The following is a 14,642-nucleotide window of genomic DNA, read 5'->3' as shown; positions in this document are numbered from 1 at the left end:
GGGTGCTCTCTCTCGTCGGGGGATATTGCTGAGGCTACCTCATCATGAGGTAACAACAGGAAGCGCTGCTACCGTATTCCGGTGACCGGCAGCGACGAGGAGAGCCTGGCCGAGACGTTCTGGGCGGTGGCCCGACGGCTGCGCCACCAGTCCAAGCGCACCCTCGAACCGTGGGAGATCAACCCGGGGCACGCCCGGGCGCTCGCCGTGCTGATGCGGCACGGCGCGGTCCGGCCCAGCGTCCTCGCCGAGCACCTGGGCATCGCCCCCCGCTCGGCCACCGAGGTGGTCGACGGCCTCGAGGAGCGCGGGCTGGTCGAGCGGCGGCCCGACCCGGTGGACCGGCGGGCCACCCTGGTCGCGCCCACCGCGGAGGGCCGCCGGGTCGGCGAGGCCATCCGGGTGGCCCGGGCCGCCGAGGCCGAGCGGTTCTTCGGCGCCCTCGACGCGGACGACCGGGCCGAGCTGACCCGGATCCTGCGCCGGCTGCGCGACGACTGACCGACGGCGTGCCGGCCGACCCGGCCAGCCTCCCCGTCAGCGCAGGCCGGCGGCGATGGCGTCGACCAGCAGCGCGCCGAGGGTACGCGCCAGGGTCGCCCGGGCGGCCTCGACGTCGAGCCCCATCGCGTCGCGCATCATCGCCCAGGCCGCCCAGGTGCTGGCCACGGTCAGCGCGTCCAGCAACTGCTCCCGCCCCTGCCCCGCGTGCGCCAGCTCCGGCTCGAAGACCAGCTCGATCTCCCGCCGCACCCGGGTGATCGCGAGCTCGCGGTTGCGGCGCAGCTGGGGCGAGAAGGGCTCGCGCAGCGCGGAGGCGCGCGCCGACGGGGCCAACACCTCCAGCATCCGGGCCCGTTCGTCGCAGAACTCGGCGATCCGCCGGGTCAGCGGCAGCGCCGGCGGGATCGGCCGCCAGAGCGCGTCCAGCCGCTCGCCGACCCGCCGCCCGGTCGCGGCGAACAGGGTCTCCATGTCCTTGAAGTTGGTCCACAGGGTACGGAGCGACACCCCGGCCCGTTCGGCGATACGCTCCCCGGTGGGCCGCAGGTCACCCTCGTCGATCAGCGCCAGGTGCGCCTCGACGATGGCGGCCCGGGTGCGCTCGGCCCGCGCCGCCCGCCCGTCCACCCGCGCCGGCACGTCGGCGTCCACCTCGATCATGCGACGGCTCCCTGGGTACGCCCTGCCGGAAATTTGCACCGGCAGTGTATCGACCCGGTGCCATCGGTGAGCAGGAACGGCAGCGGCACGCGGCACGGCGCGACCGGCATACGGGAGAACGTACCGAGCGGCCAGGCCGGGCCCGCGGTCGGGCCCGGCCGGCTCGCGGTCAGGTCGTCGGGATGGCGTTCGCCGGCGGGGTGGTCGGCTGCTCGGTGAATTCGGTGACCGCCCCGTCGCCGTCGTCGGTGGTCCAGGTCGATCCGAAGTAGGTCTGCGCGCCGTTCTCGACCTTGTTCAACCGCACGCCGCTGTACCCGGCGTGCACGTCGCCGCGGTACCGGAACGGGGTGAGGCCGGGCCCCCGGAAGCCGCCCCGCTCCACCGCGTCGACCAGCTTCTCCCGGGTGAGGTCCTTGCCGGCGGCGAGCAGCGCCTGCACGAAGGTGTACGCCATGGAGTAGCCGTAGATCGCGTTGCCGTCGATCGGATTGGCGGCGTTGTACTGCTGGTGGATCTTGGTGAACTCCTGGATCCACGGGTTGGCGGTGTCGCCGGCCATGGGCAGGTAGTTGTCGGCGATCATGCCCTCGAGGATCACCTTCTTGTCGCCGAGCTGAGCGGCCAGCGTGGTGTAGTCGGCGCCCACGTTGGACACCACCCACTGCGCGCGGAACCCCTGCCCGGCCGCCTGGCCCATGGCCAGCGCGGTGAAGCCGGGGATGCTCGCCGAGATCACCACCTGGCACCCGGCCGCCTTGAGCGCCCCGATCGCCGGCCCCACCTGCTGGTTGGTGGTGGTGTACGTCTGCTTGGCCGCCACCGACCCGAGGACCTTCTCGACCCCGGCCAGGGAGTCCCGGCCGAAGTCGTCGTTCTGCCCGAAGTGACACACCTTGCTGCCCGGGAACTGCTGCTTCACGAAGGTGGCCAGGATCTTGCCCTCGACTGTGTAGTCGGGCTGCCAGCCGAAGGTCGTCGGGTACTTGTCGGGCTGGTTCCAGTTGCGACTGCCGGAGGAGACGAAGAGGTCGGGCACCTTCTGCGCCTTCACGAACTCCAGCACGTTGGTGTGCGTGGGGGTGCCCAGGCCGCCGAGGAGCGCGAAGACCTTGTCGTCGAGCACCAGCTTGCGGACCACGTTCTCGGTGTTGGCCGGGTTGTAGCCGTCGTCCATGACCTTGTAGACGATTTTCCGGCCGTTCACCCCGCCCTTGCTGTTGACGTGCTCGAAGTACGCCTTGGTGGCCGCGGAGATCTTCGAGTAGCCGGGGGCGGCGGGACCGGTGAGCGGCTGGTGGGTGCCGATGACGACCTCGGTGTCGGTGACGCCGGGGACGTTCTCGGTCGCCTGCTGCTCGTCGTTGGCGCAGGCCGACACGCCGATCAGCAGCGTGAGGCCGGCGGCGGCCGCGAGAACGCGGCGGGCGGTGGGGTGCATGGTTCTCCAATCCGGTGCGGCGTGCGAACGGGTGGGTGGAACCGGGTGGGTCAGCGGCTCGGCGCCCGGCGGCGGGGTCGGAGCCGGGCGGCGAGGGCCCGCGCGGCGCCCTGGAGACCGCCCGGGGCGACGAGCATGACGACGATGAGGATCAGCCCGAACACGGCCAGGGCGAGGTTCCCCTCCAGCCGCTGGGCCAGGCCCGGCGGCAGGCTGAGGGTCTCGGTGACCAGGCTGGGCAGTTCCTGGAGCGCGACCAGCAGGACCGCTCCCCAGACCGCGCCGGCGAGGCTGCCCAGGCCGCCGATCACGATCGCCATCAGCAGGAACAGCGACAGGTCGAGGGCGAACTTGCCCGGGGCGACGGTGGCGGTCAGGACCGCGTACACGCCGCCGCCCAGGCCGGCGCAGCCGGCGCTGACCACGAAGGCGAGCACCTGGGTGCGGGCGACGTGGATACCGGCGAGCCGGGCCGCCACCTCGTCGTCCCGGACGGCGCGCAGCGACCGGCCGAACCGGCTGCGTACCAGGTTGGCCAGCAGCAGCACGGTCAGCAGCGAGGCGCACAGCGCGATCCAGGCCAGCCAGCGTTCCGGCTGGAAGTAGGCGCTGAGGAACGCCGGCGGCGTCTCCGCCGGGAAGCGGAGCCCCTGCTCGCCGTTGAACACCCCGGTGAAGATCGTGGTGAGCGCCGGCACCAGGGTCGCCACCGCGAGGGTCACGCCGGCCAGGTACGGCCCGCGCAGCCGCGCCGCGGCCAGCCCGATGACCAGCCCCGCCAGCGTGGTCGCCGCGACGGCGAGCAGCAGCGACAGCGGCAGGATCCACCGGCCCTGCCCGCCCCGCTCGTCGACGCCCCGCTGCACCAGGGCGACGGTGTAGGCGCCGGTCGCCATCAGCGCCCCGTGCCCGAGGGAGAGCTGACCGTTGAGCCCGACCAGGACCGTGTAGCCGGCGGTGACGCAGAGGAACGCGCAGACCCGGGCCACCTGGAGGTTCTGGTACGGCGGCAGTTGGTTCGTGGCCAGCACGACCAGGGTGCCGGCGAGCACCGCGCGGACCAGGTGGCGCAGCAGGGTGGACCCGCCCGCACCGCTGCTCCCGGACGGGCCGGGAAGCAGCCGGCGCAGCGCCCGGGCTCCGCCGGGTCGCGGGTCCACGGTGGAGGTCTCCGGCCGGGTGGCGGTCATACCTGCCTCGCTCTCGCGCTGGAGAAGAGCCCGCCGGGGCGGACCAGGAGCACCGCCAGCAGCAGGACGAGGACGGCCAGCGGGGTGGTGTCCGGGCCGAGGTAGCCGGTGACGTACGACAGGATCAGGCCGACCAGCAGGCCGCCGACCACCGCGCCGGGCGGGCTGTCCAGGCCGCCCACCACGGCGGCGGTGAACGCGACGACGAAGACCAGGTCCATCGCGTGCGGGTGCAGCCCGAGCCCGGTGGGGACGACCAGCATGCCGGCGAGGGCGCCGACCGCGGCGGCCAGCGCCCAGCCCAGGGTGAGCATCCGGCCGACGTCGACGCCGAGCAGCCGGGACACCTCAGGCGCGAACGCCGACGCCCGCATCCGCAGGCCGATCGGCGTCCGGGTGAACAGCAGCGCGAGCAGCGCCACGACCACCAGCACCGCGCCGAGCACCCACAGGTCGTACGGGGACAGCGCGGCGATCCCGCCGACGGTGAGCGCGTCGGTGTCGAAGGGCGCGGCCGCCGGCCGGTACCCGTTGCCGAAGACCATGCCGAGCACGGCCTGGATCAGCAGCACCAGGCCGAGCGCGACGATCACCTCGTTGAGCGGGTTGGCATGCCCGACGAAGCGCATCAGGACCCGTTCCACGAGGGCGCCCAGGGCCAGGCCGGCCAGCATGGCGGCGCCGAGCCCCAGCCAGTACGAGCCGGTGGCCGAGGCCACCGCGTAGCCGACGTACGCGGTGGCCACGGCCATCGCGCCCTGGGCGAAGTTGACCAGCCGGGCCGCCCGCCAGATGAGCACCAGGGCCAGGGCGAACGCGGCGTACACGGCGCCGGTGGACAGCCCGTCGAAGGTGAGGAACAAGAACCGGTCCAACCGCGGATCCTTCCTGCGAGGCGGGCCGTCAGAACCCGAGGTACGCGTGCCGGAGCTGGTCGTCGTCGCGCAGTTGGGCCGCCGGGGTGGCGGTGACCACCCGGCCCAGCGACATCACCACGCCCTGGTCGGCGATGGCGAGGGCGCCGCGCACGTTCTGCTCCACGAGCAGGACGGTCAGCCCGGTGCCGTCGCAGAGCTGCCGCAGCAGCGCCATGATCTGCGCGGTCACCCGGGGGGCGAGGCCGAGCGACGGCTCGTCGAGCAGCAGCAGCCGGGGCCGGGCGATCAACGCCCGGCCGAGGGCGAGCATCTGCCGCTCCCCGCCGGAGAGCTGGTGCCCGGCGTGCCCTCGCCGCCGGGCCAGCGCCGGGAAGAGCTGGTAGACCTCGTCCTGGGCCCGCCGGGCGTCGGCCCGGTCCCGCCGCCAGAGCCCACCCAGGCGCAGGTTCTCCTGCACGGTCAGCTCGGCCACGACGCCGCGGCCCTCGGGCACGTGCGCCAGGCCGCGCCGCACCAGGTGCTCGACGCGGACCCCGCGCAGGTCGGCGCCGTCGAAGCGGACCCGGCCGGCGGTGGGCCGCAGCAGCCCGGACAGGGTACGCAGCAGGGTGGTCTTGCCGGCCCCGTTGGCCCCGAGCACCGCGGCGATGGTCCCGGTGGGCACGGTGAACGTCACGTCCCGCAGCACCGGCACCGGCCCGTAGCCGGCGCTGACCGCCGCCACCTCCAGGATGGCGCTCACGAGCCGGCTCCCGTCGGGGACGCCTCGGCCGGCACCTCGGCGCCGAGGTAGGCCTCGGTCACCAGCGGGTCGTCGCGCACCTGGTCCGGCGTCCCGGCGGCGATCACCCGGCCGAAGTCGAGCACCACGATCTCGTGGCAGACGGACATGACCAGATCCATGTGGTGCTCGACGAGCATGACCGAGCAGGCGCCGCCGGACCGGTCGGGCAGGGTGGTGATCAGCTCGCTCAGCTCGGCGACGTCCTCGGCGCTGAGCCCGCCGGCCGGCTCGTCGAGCAGGAGCAGGCGGGGCCGGGCGATCAGGGCGCGGGCCAGGGCGACCCGTTTGCGCACCGCATACGGCAGGGTGGCCGGGACCGCGGCGGCGTGCTGCCCGACGCCCAGCTCGGCGAGGAGGTCGAGGGCCTGCCCGCGCAGCCGCCGCTCGTCGCGGTCGCTGCGGGGCAGGCCGAACAGGGCGGCGGCGAAGCCGGCCCGGGCGGCGTGGCTCGCGCCGGCCAGCACGTTCTCCAGGACGGTGAGGCCGGGGAACAGCCCGACGCCCTGAAGGGTCCGGGCGATGCCGAGGCGGGTGAGCCGGTGCGGGCGGGGCCGGAACGGCCGGCCGTCCAGGGTGAGCGAACCGTCGGTGGGCGGGACGAACCCGCAGACCACGTTGAACAGGGTGGTCTTCCCGGCGCCGTTGGGGCCGATCACGCCGACGATCCGGCCGGGCGGGACCCGCAGCGAGACGTCGTCGAGGGCGACCAGGCCGCCGAACCGCACGCCGACGTGGTGCAGCGCCAGGTCGATGCCGTCCGCGGGGGTCGGTGGTGGGGTCATCCTTCACCTCGGAAAAGACGCGGCGTCGGGGGTGCGCGGTGCGGCTCGGGCGAAGCATGGGGCGGTTATTACACCGGGAGTGTACTTTTCAAGAGCAGTTCGTCAATGCCTTCGTTACGGTGCCGTAACAGCGCAGGTCCAGGCGGACGGCGCCGCCCCCACCGGCCGCGACTATTGCACTTCCGGTGCGGGGTTCCCGGCCGACTTGAGTTCCCGCTTGAGCAGCTTGCCGGTCGCGTCGGGCAGTCTGGACGGCATACCGACCAGCCGGTATGTTCGCGTCCGGCGACGGTAGCGAGCGGCCGACCGGCCAGTCAATGGGAGGCATTCGTGGACTTCGAACCCAGCGCCCGGGCGAGCGAGCACCTCAAGCGCCTCCAGGAGTTCATGGACGAGCACGTCTACCCGGCCGAGCCGGTCTACGCGGCCCAGCGCGCCGAGCTGGCCGCCGCCGGCAAGCGGCACCACCTGCCGCCGGTGGTCGAGGACCTGAAGTCCGAGGCCCGCCGCCGCGGCCTGTGGAACCTGTTCCTGCCCGACCTGTCCGGGCTGTCAAACGTCGACTACGCCCCGCTCGCCGAGCTGACCGGCCGCTCCATCGAGCTCGCCCCGGAGGCGCTCAACTGCGCCGCGCCGGACACCGGCAACATGGAGATCCTGCACATGTTCGGCACCGACGAGCACAAGGAGCGCTGGCTGCGCCCGCTGCTCGCCGGCGAGATCCGGTCGGCCTTCGCGATGACCGAGCCGGACGTCGCGTCCAGCGACGCCACCAACATCTCCACCCGGATCGAGCGGGACGGCGACAGCTACGTCATCAACGGCCGCAAGTGGTGGACCACCGGCATCGCCGACCCGCGTTGCGCGGTGCTGATCCTGATGGGCAAGACCGACCCGGCGGCGGAGCGGCACCGCCAGCAGTCGATGGTCCTGGTGCCGGTGGACACCCCCGGGATCGAGGTGATCCGCTCGCTGCCCGTCTTCGGCTACCACGACCAGCACGGCCACGGCGAGGTCGTCTTCACCGACGTCCGGGTGCCGGCGGCCAACCTGCTCGGCGAGGAGGGCGGCGGCTTCGCGCTCGCCCAGGCCCGGCTCGGCCCCGGCCGGATCCACCACTGCATGCGCGCCATCGGCCTGGCCGAGCGGGCGCTGAGCATGCTGGTCCACCGCGCCGCCTCGCGGGTCGCCTTCGGCCAGGAACTGGCCCGGCAGGGCGTGGTGCAGCAGCAGATCGCCGAGTCCCGGATGGCCATCGAGCAGGCCCGACTGCTCACGCTCAAGGCGGCCTGGATGATCGACCGGTACGGCGCCAAGGCGGCGCGTACCGAGATCGCCGCGATCAAGGTGGTGGCGCCGCGGGTCGCGCTGGAGGTCCTGGACCGGGCGATCCAGGTGCACGGCGGAGCCGGCGTCTCCGACGACTTCCCGCTCGCGGCGATGTACGCCGGCGCCCGTACGCTGCGCATCGCCGACGGGCCGGACGAGGTGCACGTCCGCGACGTCGCCCGCCAGGAGATCCGCCGGCAGCTGGGGTCGCGGTGACGGTTGCGGCGACCGAGCCCGTCACGGCTCCCCCGACCGACGGGCCGGTGGGCGGCCGGCGGCGGGCGCCCCGCGGGTCGGCCCGGCAGCGCGTGGTGGCGGCCGCGACGGAGCTGTTCGCCCGGCGCGGCTACGACGCGACGAGCGTCCAGGAGATCGTGGCGACGGCGGAGGTCACCAAGGGCGCCCTCTACCACTGGTTCGGCTCCAAGTCGGAGCTGCTCACGAGCATCTACCGGGACCTGCTGGCCGAGCAGACCCAGCGGCTGCGGGAGATCGCCCAGGGCGCCGGGCCGGTCGAGGAGCGGATCCGCGCCGCGGCCCGCGACGTCGTCGGGCACACCGCCGAGCACCTCGACGAACTCACCGTCTGGGCCCGGTCGGCACACCTGCTGGACGACGAGCACGCCCAGGCCACCCGCCGCGAGCGGCGGCGCTACCACGAGCTCTTCCGTGACCTGGTCGCCGAGGGCCAGCGCGCCGGCGCGGTGCGGACCGACGTCTCGGCGACGGTCATCACCCACACGTTCCTCAGCGCCCTGGGCAACATCCACACCTGGTTCCACCCGAGCGGGCCGCTGTCCTTCGCCGAGGTCGGCGAGCAGCTCGTCGCGCTCTTCGTCAGTGGCCTCCGCGCCCCGGGGGACACGCCGACGCCAGCGCGCGACCGATGAGCGGACGGCTACCCCACCCTGCCGGCGGGACCCACCGGCAGGATCCTCAAGCGGTCCAGCACGGTGCCACCGGCCGAGTCGGACCGAGTGACGGGTCCGCCACCGGGATCGCGCGACCGTCCTGCGGCGGATGCGCGATCACCGTCAGCCACACCGCGGGCCCGAGCCAGTAGTCGCCGACCTGGCTGATCGTCTGCGCCAAACCGGGGATGGACTCGTTGGCGGTCACCTCAAGACCGTACGCGCCGAACGGCGCCGGCCGGGTCAGGTAGGCGCCGCAGGAGGCGTCCGTCCAGCCGCGCAGGGTCCACCCGGAACCCTGCGCCCGGGCGACGATCTCCCGGCAGAGCCGATCGGGGTCGGTGGTCACGACCCCGCGATCGGCGCGGGGCGCCGGCGGTGGCGACAGCAGCCCGACGCACCACCGGCAGCCGGACGTGTCGATCGGGTTGGCCGTGTCCGGGGGCACCGGGATGTCCGCGAGCACCCGGGCCACCACCCCGGTGCTCGGTTCGATGCTCCGCACGACGCCGACGCCGACCAGGGCGGCCACCAGGAAGGTCACCACCGGGGGCCACCGGTCGCCGCGCCGCCGCCAGGCCAGCAGCCCGGGCGCGGCGGTCGTCATGAGGACCGCGGCCAGCACCAGCCGTGGCGCCGGCACCGTCCAGAGCAGATCGGCGACGAGCAGCCAGCCGCCCGCCACCAGCGTGGCGAGCAGCGCCAGGAGCACCCAACCCCACACCCGGTTCCGGCTCATCCCCCACCCCCGGAACGCGCCCATTGTCCACCTCAGACGCTCCCACCGGCGGCCCGGTTCCGGTTCCACCGAACCGGCGGGTGGTGGGCCACCGGTCAGCCGACGACGGGGCCGGGCAGCAGGTCACGTGCGTGCCGCAGGTGCGCCCGCTCGACGGCGTTGTGGGTCAGCTCGATCGCCGCGTCGTAGGCCCGGGCGGCCTCGGCGGGCCGGCCGAGCCGGCGCAGCAGGTCGGCGCGGACCACGTGGAAGACGTGGTAGCCGGGCAGGTCCAGCGGGTCGACCTGGGCCAGCGCGGCGGCCGGCCCGGCCACCTCGGCCAGCGCGACCGCCCGGTGCAACGCCACCACCGGCCCGGGGGTGTACGCCAGGAGCTGGTCGTACAGGGTGAGGATCTGCCCCCAGTCGGTGTCGGCGGCGGTGGCCGCGTCGCTGTGCACCGCGTTGATCGCCGCCTGGATCTGGTAGGGGCCGGGCCGGTCGCGCCGCAGGCAGCGCCGGACCAGGGTCTGCCCCTCGGCGATCAGGGCCGCGTCCCAGCGACCCCGGTCCTGCTCGCCCAGCGGCACCAGCGCCCCGTCGGATCCGGTCCGCGCCGGCCGCCGCGCCTCGGTGAGCAGCATCAGCGCGAGCAGCCCGAGCACCTCCGGCTCGTCCGGCATCAGCTCCGCCAGCAGCCGGCCCAGCCGGATCGCCTCGGCGCACAGCTCGGCGCGGGCCAGCCCCTCCCCCGAGCTGGCGGTGTGCCCCTCGGTGAAGATCAGGTAGAGCACGGCCAGCACCGCCCGGAGCCGGTCGGGCAGGTCCGCCTCGCGCGGCACCCGGTACGGGATCCGGGCGTCGCGGATCTTGGCCTTGGCCCGGACCAGGCGCTGCGCCATGGTGGACTCGGGCACCAGGAAGGCGCGGGCGATCTCGGCGGTGCTGAGGCCGCCGAGCAGCCGCAGGGTCAGCGCCACCCGGGCGGCGCTGCCGAGGGCCGGGTGGCAGCAGGTGAAGATCAGGCGGAGCCGGTCGTCACGCACGGGGCCCTCCTCGGCCGGCGGGTCCGGGGCGTACAGGAGGGCGGCCTGCGCGTGCCGGTCGGCGCGGGACGCCTCACGGCGCAGTCGGTCGATCGCGCGGTTCCGCGCGGTGGTGATGAGCCAACCGGCCGGGCTCGGCGGCGGCCCGTCGGTGGGCCACCGGTCCACCGCGGTGGCGAACGCCTCCTGGACCGCCTCCTCGGCGAGGTCGATGTCACCGAGGACGCGGACCAGGACCGCGACCGCCCGGCCGTACTCCGCGCGGAACACGCGTTCGACGTCGGTGGGGGCGGTCATACCTCGCCCTGGAAGGGGCGCACCTCGATCGGCAGGGTCGTCGCCAGGGCGTAGCGGCGGCCCCACTCCAGGGCGGCGTCGAGGTCGGGCGCGGCGACGATGGTGACGCCCCCCAGGTACTCCTTCCCCTCGACGTACGGCCCGTCGGTGACCAGCACCTCGTCCCCCTGCGGGCGGAGCACGGTGGCGGTCTCGGGCGCGTGCAGGCCGTTGCCGAAGACCCAGGCCCCGGACTCCTTCAGCTCCCGGCCGATCGCGTCGACCTTGCGCATGACGTCAGCGAGGAACTCCGGGTCCGGCAGCTGCTCACCGGCCGGCTGGTACATGCTGATCAGGTACTGCTTCACGGGTTGCCTCCTCGTCCGGCGGCCGGTCTCTCCCGGCCCCTACACCCTCCACACGAACCAGGACCCCCCGGATCGACACGCCGGCCCGACGGATTTCCCCGACCCGGGTGTTGATCGACCGTCGCCAGCGCCCGACACTCGGGGGCATGGCACGAGCCGCAGCGGTTCCGCTCGCCCCCGGGGTATGGCGCATCCCCACCGTCGGTCGCGCCATGGTCAACTCTTACGCCTTCGTCGACGACGACGGCTCGGTCACGCTGGTCGACTGCGGGATGCGACGGGCCCCGGCCCGAATCGTGCGCGGGCTGGCGGCCATCGGCAAGACCCCCGCCGATGTGACCCGGATCGTGCTGACCCACGCGCACGCGGACCATGCCGGCGGGGCCGCGGAGCTGGCCCGGCGCACCGGCGCACCGGTCGCCGCGCATCGGGCCGACGTCCCCTACGCCGAGTCCGGTCGGGTGCCGCCGCAGGGCGGCGGGAACACGGTCGGGCGTCTGCTCACCCGCCTGGCCGGCGGCCGGTTCCCGGCGGTCGCGGTGGCCCAGCCGCTGACCGACGGCGATGTGCTGCCCGTCGGCGGGGGCCTGCGGGTGGTGCACACCCCGGGCCACTCCCCGGGGCACGTGTCGCTGCTGCACGAGCCGACCCGGGTGCTGGTCACCGGGGACGCGCTGTTCAACGTGGCTGGCGTGCGCTGGCCGGTGCGGTCGTTCTGCACCGACTTCCGGATGACCCAGCGGACCGCGCACGTGCTGGGCGAGCTGGACTACGACGTGGCCGCCTTCACCCACGGCCCCGAGCTCACCGACCGGGCCCGGGAGCAGGTCCGGGCCTTCCTCCGCCGCCTGGGCTGAGCCGCCACCCCGGCACCGGGCCACCCGCCACCCTGTCCGCAGACAGAGAAAAACTTCCATGTATCTATTGCAAGAATTCTCCACCGTGTGACCTAATACTGACAGTTCCTTTCGTCCCGCCGCCACAAGCGGTAACCCCCAGGGAGGAAGCATGAACCGTCCCCTTCGATCGGCGCTGCGTACGGCCGCCACGGCCCTGCTCGCCACCGTCACCCTGGCGGCCTCGGCCGTCGTCGGCGCGACTCCCGCCAGCGCCGCGCCGGCCGGCCTGCCCGGCATGGACGTCTCCAGCCACCAGGGCAACGTGAACTGGTCCGCCGCCTGGAACAACGGCGCCCGGTTCGCGTACGTGAAGGCGACCGAGGGTACGTCCTACACCAACCCGTACTTCGCCCAGCAGTACAACGGCTCCTACAACGTCGGGATGATCCGCGGGTCGTACCACTTCGCCCTGCCGGGCAACTCGAGCGGCGCCACCCAGGCCAACTACTTCGTCGACCACGGCGGCGGCTGGTCCAAGGACGGCAAGACGCTGCCCGGCGCGCTCGACATCGAGTACAACCCGTACGGCGCCACCTGCTACGGGTTGAGCCAGGCCTCGATGCGCAGCTGGATCGCCTCGTTCGTCAACCAGTACTACGCCCGCACCGGCCGGTGGGCCACCATCTACACCACCACCGACTGGTGGACCACCTGCACGGGCAACACCTCGCAGTTCGCCGCCAACAACCCGCTCTGGATCGCGCGCTACTCCAGCAGCGTCGGCACCCTGCCGGCCGGCTGGGGGACGTACTCGTTCTGGCAGTGGGCCTCCTCGGGCACCTTCCCGGGTGACCAGAACGTCTGGAACGGCACCCTGGACCGGCTCAAGGTGCTGGCCTGCAACGGACCCTGCTGACCCGTTCGCCGGCGGCGGGCCGCACGGCCCGCCGCCGGCGCGGCGTCCGTCCCGCATCGAGGAGGCCCCGATGTCCGTCCCCGTCCCCCGACGGGCCGTGCTGCGCGGCGCGGTCCTGCTCGGCGCCGCCGCCGGCGCCAGCGCGCTGACCCAGTTCGGCGCCGACCAGGGCGCCCGAGCCGTCGCCACCCGGGTCGACCAGCCGACCATCGCCAACTGCGCGACCTGGGGCGCCCGCCCGCCCTCGTCCGCGGTGAGCGTGGTGCAGAGCCGGCCCAACAAGATCATCATTCACCACACCGCGTTCCCGAACACCACCGACTACAGCCTGGCGCAGGCCTACCGGAACTCGCGCGACATCCAGAACCTGCATATGGACACCAACGGCTGGATCGACTCCGGCCAGCACTTCACCAACAGCCGCGGCGGTTTCCTCACCGAGGGCCGGCACGGCAGCCTGTACGCGCTGCTGCACGGGCAGACCATGGTGCAGGGCGCGCACTGCGTCGGGCAGAACAGCCAGGCCATCGGCATCGAGAACGACGGCACCTACCTCGACGTGCAGCCCCCGCAGGCGCTCTGGGACAGCCTGGTGTGGTTCTGTGCGTTCACCTGCCAGCAGTACGGCATCCCGTCCACCGAGATCTACGGGCACATGGACTTCAACAACACCCAGTGCCCCGGGCTGCTGCACGACCGGCTGCCCGAGCTGCGCAGCGCCGTCGCGGCCCGGCTCGGCGGCTGACCGATGGGCGGGGCGCCCACCGCACCGCCCCGCCCACCCGCACCGCCCAGGCCACCCGGTGGCAGCAGGTCGTCCGGCCGCCCCTCTCCCGCCCGACGCCGCATCCGCCGACCGGCTCCGCCGGCACCAGGTGCTCGCTTATATAAGTGGAATCTGATAGAAAGGATCGTGCACGCCTTCGACGTCCTCGGGGATCCGGTCCGCCGCCGGATCCTGGAGCTGCTGGCCGAGGGCGAGCGGACCGCCGGCGCGCTCTGCGCCGCGATCCAACAGGAGTTCGGCATCTCCCAGCCGGCCGTGTCCCAGCACCTCAAGGTGCTTCGGGAGAACGGCTTCGCCACCGTACGACCCGAGGGCACCCGCCGCCTCTACGCGGTGGACCCCGGCCCGCTGCGGCAGGTCGACGCGTGGCTGGCGGGCTTCCGCCGATTCTGGACGCCACCGCTGGAGGCGCTCGCCACCGAGCTGGCCCGTGGCCGGCGGGAGCGGCGACTGCGCGACAGCGATCCCGAGGAGAGGAAGACATCATGATTGACGTGATCGGGCAGATCAGCGACGTCGAGCGCACCCTCGGCAGCCGTACGCTGCCCGCCGGGCAGGCGCGGGTGATGACGATCAGCCAGACGTACGCCGCACCGGTGGAGGACGTCTGGGACGCCTGCACCAGCGCCGAACGGATCCCCCGCTGGTTCCTGCCCGTCTCCGGTGAGCTGAAGGTGGGCGGGCGCTACCAGTTGGAGGGGAACGCCGGCGGCACCGTGGAGCGCTGCGACCCGCCGCACAGCTTCGCCGCGACCTGGGAGTTTGGCGGCGAGGTGAGCTGGATCGAGGTACGCCTCACCGAGGTCGAGGGCGGGCGTACCCGGTTCGAGCTGGAGCACGTCGCGCACGTGGACGACCAGCGCTGGGCCGAGTACGGGCCGGGCGCGGTCGGCGTCGGGTGGGACGGAGCCCTGCTCGGCCTGGCCTCCCACCTCGCGGCCGACGGCAGCGGCGTCGACCCGGCCGCGGCCGTCGCGTGGATGGCCTCCGACGAGGGGCGGCGGTTCATGACGCTGAGCAGCGAGCGGTGGGCGGAGGCGAGCATCGCCGCGGGCACTCCGAGCGATGAGGCGCGGGCCGCGCGGGACCGCGTCACCGCTTTCTACACCGGCGCACCGGCGTCCTGACCCCACCCTGGCCCCCGGCGATCGTGGAGTTGTGGCGCCCGTTGCGAGTTGTTCGCGGCTTTCGGCAGGCACCACAACTCGACGAT

At 73.6% G+C, this 14,642-nt stretch carries 17 protein-coding genes; 8 read left to right on the top strand and 9 right to left on the bottom strand.

The annotated features are described in order from the left end of the window. Positions 1-81: 81 nt before the first annotated feature. A complete protein-coding gene (locus Q2K19_RS23490; RefSeq protein WP_302763759.1) occupies positions 82-501 on the top strand; it encodes a MarR family winged helix-turn-helix transcriptional regulator in 420 nt (139 codons plus the stop codon). A 36-nt stretch (positions 502-537) separates the two neighbouring features. Here the strand turns inward: Q2K19_RS23490 and Q2K19_RS23485 are convergent, their stop codons facing one another. From Q2K19_RS23485 to Q2K19_RS23460, 6 genes are all read right to left on the bottom strand, one after another. After that, on the bottom strand, positions 538-1,164 hold the full coding sequence (locus Q2K19_RS23485; RefSeq protein ID WP_302763758.1) for a TetR/AcrR family transcriptional regulator: 627 nt from the start codon (positions 1,162-1,164) through the stop codon (positions 538-540). Between the two features lie 169 nt (positions 1,165-1,333). Next, complete coding sequence (locus Q2K19_RS23480; RefSeq protein ID WP_302763755.1) at positions 1,334-2,605, bottom strand: ABC transporter substrate-binding protein; 1,272 nt, start codon at positions 2,603-2,605, stop codon at positions 1,334-1,336. 50 nt (positions 2,606-2,655) lie between these two features. Next, complete coding sequence (locus tag Q2K19_RS23475) at positions 2,656-3,795, bottom strand: branched-chain amino acid ABC transporter permease (RefSeq protein WP_302763753.1); 1,140 nt, start codon at positions 3,793-3,795, stop codon at positions 2,656-2,658. After that, positions 3,792-4,670 carry a branched-chain amino acid ABC transporter permease gene (locus Q2K19_RS23470; RefSeq protein ID WP_302763751.1) on the bottom strand — a complete coding sequence of 293 codons (879 nt, stop codon included), beginning with the start codon at positions 4,668-4,670 and terminating at the stop codon, positions 3,792-3,794. Before Q2K19_RS23470 ends, Q2K19_RS23475 begins: the two co-directional genes overlap by 4 nt. Before the next feature lie 28 nt (positions 4,671-4,698). Then, a complete protein-coding gene (locus Q2K19_RS23465; protein ID WP_302763750.1) occupies positions 4,699-5,415 on the bottom strand; it encodes an ABC transporter ATP-binding protein in 717 nt (238 codons plus the stop codon). After that, a complete protein-coding gene (locus Q2K19_RS23460; protein ID WP_302763748.1) occupies positions 5,412-6,239 on the bottom strand; it encodes an ABC transporter ATP-binding protein in 828 nt (275 codons plus the stop codon). Before Q2K19_RS23460 ends, Q2K19_RS23465 begins: the two co-directional genes overlap by 4 nt. A gap of 330 nt (positions 6,240-6,569) precedes the next feature. Between Q2K19_RS23460 and Q2K19_RS23455 the strand changes: the two genes are divergently transcribed. Both Q2K19_RS23455 and Q2K19_RS23450 read left to right on the top strand, forming a co-directional pair. Next, positions 6,570-7,784, top strand: coding sequence for an acyl-CoA dehydrogenase family protein (locus Q2K19_RS23455; protein WP_446839604.1), 1,215 nt, complete (start codon positions 6,570-6,572; stop codon positions 7,782-7,784). After that, complete coding sequence (locus tag Q2K19_RS23450; RefSeq protein WP_302763746.1) at positions 7,781-8,458, top strand: TetR/AcrR family transcriptional regulator; 678 nt, start codon at positions 7,781-7,783, stop codon at positions 8,456-8,458. The genes Q2K19_RS23455 and Q2K19_RS23450 overlap by 4 nt, the downstream gene beginning before the upstream one ends. Positions 8,459-8,504: 46 nt before the next feature. Here Q2K19_RS23450 and Q2K19_RS23445 read toward each other — a convergent pair whose 3' ends face one another. From Q2K19_RS23445 to Q2K19_RS23435, 3 genes are all read right to left on the bottom strand, one after another. Then, on the bottom strand, positions 8,505-9,218 hold the full coding sequence (locus tag Q2K19_RS23445; protein WP_302763744.1) for a hypothetical protein: 714 nt from the start codon (positions 9,216-9,218) through the stop codon (positions 8,505-8,507). Positions 9,219-9,313: 95 nt separating this feature from the next. Then, entirely contained in the window at positions 9,314-10,540 is a 1,227-nt protein-coding gene (locus Q2K19_RS23440; RefSeq protein ID WP_302763743.1) for an RNA polymerase sigma factor, read from the bottom strand. After that, entirely contained in the window at positions 10,537-10,887 is a 351-nt protein-coding gene (locus tag Q2K19_RS23435) for a YciI family protein (RefSeq protein ID WP_302763742.1), read from the bottom strand. Before Q2K19_RS23435 ends, Q2K19_RS23440 begins: the two co-directional genes overlap by 4 nt. 146 nt (positions 10,888-11,033) lie before the next feature. On the opposite strand from Q2K19_RS23435, the gene Q2K19_RS23430 reads away from it, so the two are divergent. The 5 genes from Q2K19_RS23430 to Q2K19_RS23410 all read left to right on the top strand — a co-directional run bounded on the left by Q2K19_RS23430 (position 11,034) and on the right by Q2K19_RS23410 (position 14,556). Continuing rightward, positions 11,034-11,744 (top strand): MBL fold metallo-hydrolase, encoded by a 711-nt coding sequence (locus Q2K19_RS23430; protein WP_302763741.1) that lies wholly within the window; start codon positions 11,034-11,036, stop codon positions 11,742-11,744. A 151-nt stretch (positions 11,745-11,895) separates the two neighbouring features. Further along, positions 11,896-12,642 (top strand): lysozyme, encoded by a 747-nt coding sequence (locus Q2K19_RS23425; protein ID WP_302763739.1) that lies wholly within the window; start codon positions 11,896-11,898, stop codon positions 12,640-12,642. A gap of 70 nt (positions 12,643-12,712) precedes the next feature. Next, positions 12,713-13,387 (top strand): peptidoglycan recognition protein family protein, encoded by a 675-nt coding sequence (locus Q2K19_RS23420; protein WP_302763737.1) that lies wholly within the window; start codon positions 12,713-12,715, stop codon positions 13,385-13,387. Between the two features lie 168 nt (positions 13,388-13,555). Beyond that, complete coding sequence (locus tag Q2K19_RS23415; RefSeq protein ID WP_302763735.1) at positions 13,556-13,918, top strand: ArsR/SmtB family transcription factor; 363 nt, start codon at positions 13,556-13,558, stop codon at positions 13,916-13,918. Continuing rightward, complete coding sequence (locus tag Q2K19_RS23410; RefSeq protein WP_302763733.1) at positions 13,915-14,556, top strand: SRPBCC family protein; 642 nt, start codon at positions 13,915-13,917, stop codon at positions 14,554-14,556. Before Q2K19_RS23415 ends, Q2K19_RS23410 begins: the two co-directional genes overlap by 4 nt. Positions 14,557-14,642 lie beyond the last annotated feature (86 nt).

The organism is Micromonospora sp. NBRC 110009 (genome assembly GCF_030518795.1).
GTDB lineage: Bacteria > Actinomycetota > Actinomycetes > Mycobacteriales > Micromonosporaceae > Micromonospora.
Note: the sequence above shows the minus strand (reverse complement) of the source record. Positions and strands in the feature narration are given on the sequence as shown.

Bases quoted from the DNA above. Each gene is read 5' to 3' on its own strand.
- Q2K19_RS23480 (WP_302763755.1), bottom strand. From the start codon at position 2,605: ATGCACCCCACCGCCCGCCGCGTTCTCGCGGCCGCCGCCGGCCTCACG.
- Q2K19_RS23485 (WP_302763758.1), bottom strand. From the start codon at position 1,164: ATGATCGAGGTGGACGCCGACGTGCCGGCGCGGGTGGACGGGCGGGCG.
- Q2K19_RS23430 (WP_302763741.1), top strand. From the start codon at position 11,034: ATGGCACGAGCCGCAGCGGTTCCGCTCGCCCCCGGGGTATGGCGCATC.
- Q2K19_RS23445 (WP_302763744.1), bottom strand. From the start codon at position 9,218: ATGAGCCGGAACCGGGTGTGGGGTTGGGTGCTCCTGGCGCTGCTCGCC.
- Q2K19_RS23410 (WP_302763733.1), top strand. From the start codon at position 13,915: ATGATTGACGTGATCGGGCAGATCAGCGACGTCGAGCGCACCCTCGGC.
- Q2K19_RS23440 (WP_302763743.1), bottom strand. From the start codon at position 10,540: ATGACCGCCCCCACCGACGTCGAACGCGTGTTCCGCGCGGAGTACGGC.
- Q2K19_RS23420 (WP_302763737.1), top strand. From the start codon at position 12,713: ATGTCCGTCCCCGTCCCCCGACGGGCCGTGCTGCGCGGCGCGGTCCTG.
- Q2K19_RS23475 (WP_302763753.1), bottom strand. From the start codon at position 3,795: ATGACCGCCACCCGGCCGGAGACCTCCACCGTGGACCCGCGACCCGGC.
- Q2K19_RS23460 (WP_302763748.1), bottom strand. From the start codon at position 6,239: ATGACCCCACCACCGACCCCCGCGGACGGCATCGACCTGGCGCTGCAC.
- Q2K19_RS23425 (WP_302763739.1), top strand. From the start codon at position 11,896: ATGAACCGTCCCCTTCGATCGGCGCTGCGTACGGCCGCCACGGCCCTG.